This is a genomic window from Pelagimonas varians, assembly GCF_003208435.1.
Lineage (GTDB): Bacteria > Pseudomonadota > Alphaproteobacteria > Rhodobacterales > Rhodobacteraceae > Pelagimonas > Pelagimonas varians.
The window spans coordinates 1-7,550 of record NZ_QKMF01000042.1 but is presented as its reverse complement, the minus strand read 5'-3'; the positions used below and the strand labels follow the sequence as shown (position 1 = coordinate 7,550).

The following is a 7,550-nucleotide window of genomic DNA, read 5'->3' as shown; positions in this document are numbered from 1 at the left end:
CGACGTAGCACGGCAGGACGTGTTCGATTCCATCGAGATGTTCTACAACCCAAATCGTAAGCACACGAACAATGGCATGCTGTCACCGGTTGACTATGAAACAGAACAAAAGAAAATGAACAAAGCTGGCGTCTAGGAAACTACCGGCACCTCAAATATCCATACTATTTTTGTCATCATAAAGGTTGCCCAGAACATCACAAATCTACTAGGCGCGAAGAAGTTGAGAAGCAATTCGAGAGCCAACTAAAATCTTTGGTACCTAGCCGTAACACACACGCGTTGGCTGCTCGTATGTTCAAAGATGCGTGGGAACAAAGGGCAGCAACAATCGGATCAGAGGCCAAACGTCTCCAGAAGCGCGCAGATCAAAAAGGGCAATATATTGAAGCATTGCTCGATCGGATCGTTCGAACTGGCAATGCGTTTTCTCTCAAACCCTTATGAAATCTGGAAAAAAGTGAACTTGACCGCGAAGAAAACTGTGTTGAGGTTGGTTTGCCCGACCAGATTGCGGTTTGACCGAAAGCGAGGACCTCGACCGCAGAATCGATAGTGCCTTGCAAGGCGCTACAGTTTCTTTCCGTCTATCTCAATGGAGTGGTGCACCTGAAGGGAGAAAGTTCGAACTCCATTTTCATAGAGTTGGAACGTTGGGAAAGGCATCTCAGCCCAAACTGCAGGCAACTCCTACCCCCGCATTAGATACCAAGAAAATAGATACCGATCACCTGTGGCTTCTGTCACCTTCAACATCTAGGTGGCAAAATCTAGACACCGCCCAATTCAATTGGGCGGATTGCGGCCTTCAGCCGACACTGGCTGAACGCCCGAGCGCTGCGTTGCAGCTTTCCTAAAACGGCCTTTAGGGCATCCGTGTCGCATTTGTTTCATTGGGTGGGACTATGGACGGACTTTTCATACCTTTACCGACATCGAAGTTTTTAGTTAAATGATGGCACATGAAAAGAGACGCACTGGTGGATATCTCTGAACAATTTCGGCCTGGTTCCCTTGGCGCAATCGTAATGCTCCATGGAAATCACTATGCCTCAAATTGGGGCTTTGGAACATTTTTTGAGGCGAAGGTCGCTCTGGAGCTGGCGGAATTTGCAGCGCGACAGGCAAGCGATGATTTAGTTTTGATTGCACATGATTGTGGCGGTGTCGCCGCCTCATTAGTCTTAGATTTAAATGATCCAACCTCGGGGCCCAGGGGTGGCCATCTACGCTGGTTCATCTGTGCCGAGAGGTGTCGAGGAACCGGACTAGGTAGACAAATCTTGCAACGTGCTGTTTCCCATTCGGAGGCTCATTCAAAAGGCAATATTTGGTTGACGACCTTTGCTGGTCTAAAACCAGCTCGGCACCTTTACGAGAGCTTTGGCTTTGAACTCGTTTCCGAGGCCGAAGGAACTGCATGGGGGACAACTGTTAAGGAACAGGAATTCCGCCGCTAGGGCTTCAGTGCGGCAATGCAGCGTGTGATTTTGGTTGCTTCTCCAGCCACTGTATTCGCCGGCCACACGGGATGACGGCACCCAGCCCTTTCGCGACATCGGTGCAAGGTGTCGCAATAATTCTGTTGCATATGCGAAGCACCAAAGAGACCTGCCACAAAGCCGACCTCTAGAAAGGCGAACCGATCACTATTGATGCTGCAAAGTGCGTCAAGGTCGGAAAATTGCGCGAAAGTTGACTATGCGAAATAAATGTTAGCAGGCTTTCCAATCGGACACCATCTACTCAAAATAAGGGTTTGAGAGCCAGCCACTGACGTGGTTTCCAAAGAACTGGTCTGATTGACCACAGTCACGGCTCTCGGCTTCAAAGATTATTTTTCTCATAGCATCTTTTCAGTTGTAGAAATGGTTGTCTGAAGGCCAAAAACGGGATTGCGTCTATAATCTAGCTTTTACTTCAGCCCCGAGGTATGGCGGTTTCATACTACGACATACACTGGAATTTCACATGTCACCGCAAGAAAAACTGAATGCAGCCAGGCAGATATTGACAAAGGGCAACCCACTTCAAGCGCTTGTATTGTTTGAACAAATTGTGGACGATCAGCCAATGTCGTCTTTACACCAGGAGGCGATGATTGGTGCCTCGCGTGCCCTTGCCCAACTTGGCCACATCGGACGGGCGACCGATACTGCGCACGAAGCGCTTAATCGGTGGCCAGACGACTACTCCGTTTTATTGATCAACGCAGAGTGCGCCAAACTTGCCGGGAACGGCACGGCTGAAGAAGCCTTTTGCCGTCGGGCCTTTGCTGCAGCACCTGATAAACTGATTACCGCAACGACCCTGTGTCAGAAACTCCTTGCTACCCATCAATGGGATGCCTTGCAGGACGTCCATGACAGCTTTGTCAAACTCACCAAGAAGAGGGCACCGCTGCTTTCGTTTCAGGCACTGAAGCACACATATGCCGGAGAGGCTTCAGAAGGTTTGGCAATTTGGCAAGAGATTCTTGAGCAGCCAGGTATCCGCCCTGCCAAAAAGCTTCAAGCCTTGAAGGGCGTGACGATGTGTCTGGTTCAGACAGAGGACTATTCAGAACTGCGCAAGCTATTTGAAAGTTACCCCGAAACAGGCTCCGAACGCCCGGCTCTTTTGTCGGGTTTACCTGCGAATCCCAGCTGGAAAGGTATGCAGTTTTTTCCGAACAGTCTCTTGCGTGCAGCCGCAGAATTACGGCCCCAGAACGCCGCCGCGGAAACCGCCTACCAGCAACGGATTTCGCAGCTAGGCACGTTCGAGGGCTTTAGCGAAGTCGCAAGTCGGCAGTTCGAACGCCGCGGCATTATCAGAACCCACCTGAGTGATCAGATTGCAGCCATCTCCGTGCCCCAGAAACAGATCAAGGTGACACAAAAACTATTGTCCTTTTGGAAGCTGTGCGGCGAGCCTTATGGCACCCTGAACGAATGGCTTGTTGCAAAAAATTGGGAGGCTCAAGCGAATGATCTAACACGTCTGTTTACATTTATGGAAATTGAGGACGAAGACCAAGTTTTTGAGCAGATCTCAGACATCACTGTCCCGCCAGATTACACGCTGATCCACGAGGCTTTGGAGAAAAATAGTGGCTGCCTGCTGGCTGGCTCTCATTTGGGCCCTGTCTGGGCTCATGCGTTTTTGACATCCCGACATTTTGAGAACCTTGGCATAATCGGTGGGAAACCCCGGCCCAGATTGGGCAGGGGAGACAAAGATGTCTCAATGCGCCGAGAGCCGGTGAAAGCTCGGCGGGACATTCAGAAGCATTTGTCTCAGAACGCGATTATGTGGTGTGGGCCCGACAGCGTGCACAAAACCGACCCCAAAAATCTGTTCGATAGTGCCTTTGGACCTCTACCAGTGCAAATCAGCTATGCTCATATTCAGTTCCGCACAGGCGCGCCCGGTCTATGGAGTGAGCGCTATTGGAAAGACAAGCAGATCCACATCTCTTTCAAAAAAATGCCCTCCCCCGAACCAGACGAAGGCCTGAAAGACTATACAAAAAGGTGGTGTGAAACCTATTTGGCGTATCTCACGGATCTCATCAAACACCGCCTGGCCGATTCCCAGTTCGCCCAAATCATCGGCCGCGACTGGACCTATTAACGCGTACCTGCCAAAAGTCTTTATGCAATCCGCTCCAGTTGGGCCATCAATGGACGATCCGGATCAATCAGAACCCCGGGTTTGAGACCGACTTGCGCTGCGGTTTCAGGCTGCACCACAATTCGGCACTCCCTGATGAGCACTTCCGTGGCAGTCACCAACTCCTTCCAGGCAAAGGCCTGCCCCATACACCGGCTTGTCCCGCCTGAAAAAGGCCAAATCATCTGGTGCGGAGACCGAGGTCTGTCAGTTTTCAGAAACCGTGACACATCAAACCGATCGGGGTCTGGCCATATATCACGGCGGCGGTGCAACGCATATGGGCAGACCATGATCATGGAGCCTGGGGCGATCTTGTAATCCTCTACAATCAACTCACGAGTGGCCAGACGAAGAGCGTCTGGAGCCGGAGGCCATAGCCGCATGACCTCACTATACAGCGCGTGCAACGTGTCAGAGATCGAGACACCTTGGCAAAGCTCGCGGCGCATTTTGTCCTGAAGCTCAACATCTTGCCCCAGAACCCACAGCCCCCAAGCCAAACATGTGCCAGTTGTTGCAAATCCAGCCCAGGCCAAGTTCACGGCATTTGCGTAGATCTCTGCTTGGCTAAGCGGCGCGTCCCCTCCAAGTCCTTTTGGGCAGGTGATCTGTGACACCGGATTTTCCTTGGGTATGGTCGCGAAACGATCCGACCGGATCAGCTCATCCACAAGGTCCTTCAAAACAGTGGCCTGTGCAATTCCCTGATCTTTGGGCAGGTCCAACAACCGGTCGAAGATCAATTCAACTTTTGGGGAGGGGGGAGTATAATGACCCGGACCGAGGAAAAGGCTCCAAGTTATGTCTAGGGCCAAGCGGCGCGCAAGCCGACTCAAATCAATCTCATCAGTACGCGCATAAAGTTTGGCGGTTTCTTGTGCGGCTTCAAGCCCAATGGGAATGACCTTGCGCAAAACAGATCCGCCAAACAATGGCGCTAAGGCTTTTCGTTGGCGCCGATTGGTTTCGTTTATTGTGCCTGAAATGGACGGACCAAAAGCATGATATCCCAAACGTTGCTGAACCGCAGCCTTTGGAAAACTGGCGCTGTCACGCTTTAAAATCACCGCAATTGCTTCGGGGTCCGAGATGAAAAATACATCCCTTTCTCCAATCATTGTGTGCACCACACCTTGAGACAGCAATTCAGAGGGGCGGGTGTCTTCACGGAGGCGGATGATATCGGCCACCGTAGTCCAGCGCATTTCGGACGCAGGACGCAAATCTAGTTTAGGTGTAAAAATGCTCATGCCACTCAAGCCATCGGTTGATGGTCACGTGCGGAATACAGCATGATCTTTTCCAGTGTTTCAAGACTGTCAATCCAGCTAGAAAAGGCATGGATATCGGCGACATCCTTGGCGCGCGGCATGAATTGCGACGACCAACCACCACCATACATCCGACAAGTTGAGCAATCGACATCTGGTGTGCAACATTTGACCGGATTTTGGTTAAGTGAGACATCGTAATACCGCATTGGATCCAAGATCCGAGATTGGCAATCCTGAGCAATGCCAGTGTCAGGATCCAAAGCATAGCGCGAACCAGGCTGGCAAATATAATCGTTGTAGTATTTCGAATAGACAACTGTATCTGGAAATTTGTCGATGGCATCATTCATCGCACGGCGCATACGATCCAAAGCCTCGTCATCAAATCGTGGTGATTCCTGCACAGAACTTACCCGAAAAAAGGCACTGTCGTTTGGTTTAGCCTCGGCCAACTTTCGGTTGAAAGTCTGGGTTGGGGAATAGATATTAAAGGTCAAGGGCAAGTTGTGATCGGCACAAATTTCCGCAATCTTGGGCACTTGGTCCACCGTCCAACTGGACACGGTGAACAGGACGATGGCTCGAGGATCCCCGGCGTAGTTTCTCAATGCCTTCCGAAAAGCACTGCCACCCCGCAGACGTTTGTCCAGCATGTCATCACTCGCCCAAAGCGACACGCCAATACGATAAGGCAGTGCCGGATCGATCCGAACAGTGCCATTTGTACCGACCTTGCCATATGGAAAATAGTCCGCTGCCGCAAAGAGTCTCTCTTGAGCCAGAGCGGGTTCTGCCCCTACAAAATATGCAATGGACACATCGCGTTGGGCTTCGGCTTCAAAAAAACGTTCCCAAGAGGCAAGTTGCATTTTTTCGGGTATCTCGGAGGTGTTACCTCCTTCAAAATAGTAACAACCTTCGCATTTCAGATTGCAGCGCGTAGTAATTTCATAAAACGAAGGTTTTTTGAATGCCCGGACAACTTTTTTGGCCTTTAGATATCGTGACCTCAGAGACGGATCCTCGGATTGGAAACGCCGACACGCCCTTAAGATTTCACCCGTATCCAGTGGTAGGGACGGTTGCTCCAATGATAAACGCTGATTTTGTGAATTCTGGTTCATAGGTTATTTTCGGACTGTCAAAAAAGAAAAACTTGACGGAAACTCGCCAATGGTTTCAAGCGTTATTGTCTCAAAGGCACAAGCGCACATCCCTACATCATCGTTTACTTCCACATTGTAAAAACCGATCCGAGCGGCCCGGGGCCAGAGACTTTTTTTGTTCATGATGCTACGAAGAACATTGATCGTATCTTCCCTATGCGGAAAGGCGGATGAGAATCTACCAAAAAATCAGTTGAGGAATATATTTACCAGACGAAAGATGAGGGAATATGCAACTGTCGGGGACAGTTATAACGTTGCCACATTTGTCGAGCTTGAGAAGAACCGCACGCGCCGTCTCGGGCTGGCAGCCACTTCGAGACGAGGTTTGTGACGCCAAGAATTAGCTTCAAGTTCTAGAAGTAGGACGCTGTGTTGCCGTGAGGCCGCTTTGAATCCGACGTGTTCATCAAAAACCTTAACATTGGCATTATTCGAAGAAGGGGATGGCCTGGGGTAGGATGGTGCAAATTGGGGTGGGAAACTTTGAAACTAAGGGTCTTCGGGATTATATCATTGAATGCTTTGCTCCTTTCATTGGGTCTGAAGACAATGTTGACCAACCAATTGGCCTGGTTGAACTTGAGTTTGGCGCTTCAAACACAAGACTCAGGCTCTTTTGAAGTCCATGAGAAAACCTAAAATGGAGACATATTTTGTATGACTATCTTTTGTCTCGGGTTCCTTTCAAAATGATCTCCCCAACTTGGACGTCATAGATTGCATCAAAACAAGGACCGTGTTCTCTGTCGTAAATGGCGTAGAAAACGACAAAAATTCAGTATCAGCTACCGACGTGCGTGTTGCAATCCCAGATGATTTGGACGTCGAGTTTGATTGGGACCATTGTCCGCAAAATCCTCTGAGCCGCCCATAGGACTTCTGACTTGCTGCGCGAAGCGTCGAATGACTGGTTGAGGGAAGCCTCGATGCAGAGACCATCGGTTTGAACAATGTCACATCAGGGTCGATTGCTCGACTTTGCAAAGTCCGCTTCCTGCGCTTAGCTGCCGTTGCCGTCAACTTGACAACGCGGAGACTAGCTCAACTTGCACTAGTTGGCCGTCCAAGGTCCGCAGCCAACCCTTCCAAGTCATTCGTGCAAAACGCAGCATTGGACCCACCACGTATATGAGGGCGGTTTCCGGTCATTGGCTGCGGCTGCACAGGCTTCGGGCAAGATCAGTGGAAGCAGCCGTTCGAAGCTCAATTTGCTAGGCCTTCGATGCTGCGCAGGCCACCAAGGGCAGCAATGCGCAGTTAGTGTACTTTGCAAAGTTTGGATGGTAGCCGAAAAGCTGACATTGGTTTCCAATTTGGAAATTGAATTGCGCTATTCAATTGAATACAAATTCAGGCGGCTTTGTTGCACAAATCGGATGAAAGGCGAGCTTCCCCTTTCCCCATCCGGATTTAGCCTACAGGCTCAGTGACTGGTATGCCCAAAGCGGTG

4 protein-coding genes and 1 pseudogene are annotated in these 7,550 nt (G+C 50.3%); 3 read left to right on the top strand and 2 right to left on the bottom strand.

The window, feature by feature from the left end:
* The 3 genes and pseudogenes from C8N36_RS23755 to C8N36_RS23745 form a co-directional block, all read left to right on the top strand.
* Positions 1–136: pseudogene (locus tag C8N36_RS23755) on the top strand (IS3 family transposase); the annotation flags it as partial.
* Between the two features lie 826 nt (positions 137–962).
* Complete coding sequence (locus C8N36_RS23750; protein ID WP_097807134.1) at positions 963–1,460, top strand: GNAT family N-acetyltransferase; 498 nt, start codon at positions 963–965, stop codon at positions 1,458–1,460.
* Between the two features lie 511 nt (positions 1,461–1,971).
* The gene (locus C8N36_RS23745) at positions 1,972–3,615 is read left to right on the top strand and encodes a tetratricopeptide repeat protein (RefSeq protein ID WP_097807133.1); all 1,644 of its coding nucleotides are present in this window, start codon (positions 1,972–1,974) and stop codon (positions 3,613–3,615) included.
* A 20-nt stretch (positions 3,616–3,635) separates the two neighbouring features.
* Here C8N36_RS23745 and C8N36_RS23740 read toward each other — a convergent pair whose 3' ends face one another.
* Together C8N36_RS23740 and C8N36_RS23735 are read right to left on the bottom strand one after the other, a co-directional pair.
* Positions 3,636–4,907 (bottom strand): cytochrome P450, encoded by a 1,272-nt coding sequence (locus C8N36_RS23740; protein WP_097807132.1) that lies wholly within the window; start codon positions 4,905–4,907, stop codon positions 3,636–3,638.
* Between the two features lie 5 nt (positions 4,908–4,912).
* Complete coding sequence (locus C8N36_RS23735; protein ID WP_097807131.1) at positions 4,913–5,800, bottom strand: hypothetical protein; 888 nt, start codon at positions 5,798–5,800, stop codon at positions 4,913–4,915.
* Positions 5,801–7,550: the final 1,750 nt, after the last annotated feature.

Excerpts from the sequence above, each read along its gene's own strand:
- C8N36_RS23750 (WP_097807134.1), top strand. The coding sequence starts at position 963 with ATGAAAAGAGACGCACTGGTGGATATCTCTGAACAATTTCGGCCTGGT.
- C8N36_RS23735 (WP_097807131.1), bottom strand. The coding sequence starts at position 5,800 with ATGCAACTTGCCTCTTGGGAACGTTTTTTTGAAGCCGAAGCCCAACGC.
- C8N36_RS23740 (WP_097807132.1), bottom strand. The coding sequence starts at position 4,907 with ATGAGCATTTTTACACCTAAACTAGATTTGCGTCCTGCGTCCGAAATG.
- C8N36_RS23745 (WP_097807133.1), top strand. The coding sequence starts at position 1,972 with ATGTCACCGCAAGAAAAACTGAATGCAGCCAGGCAGATATTGACAAAG.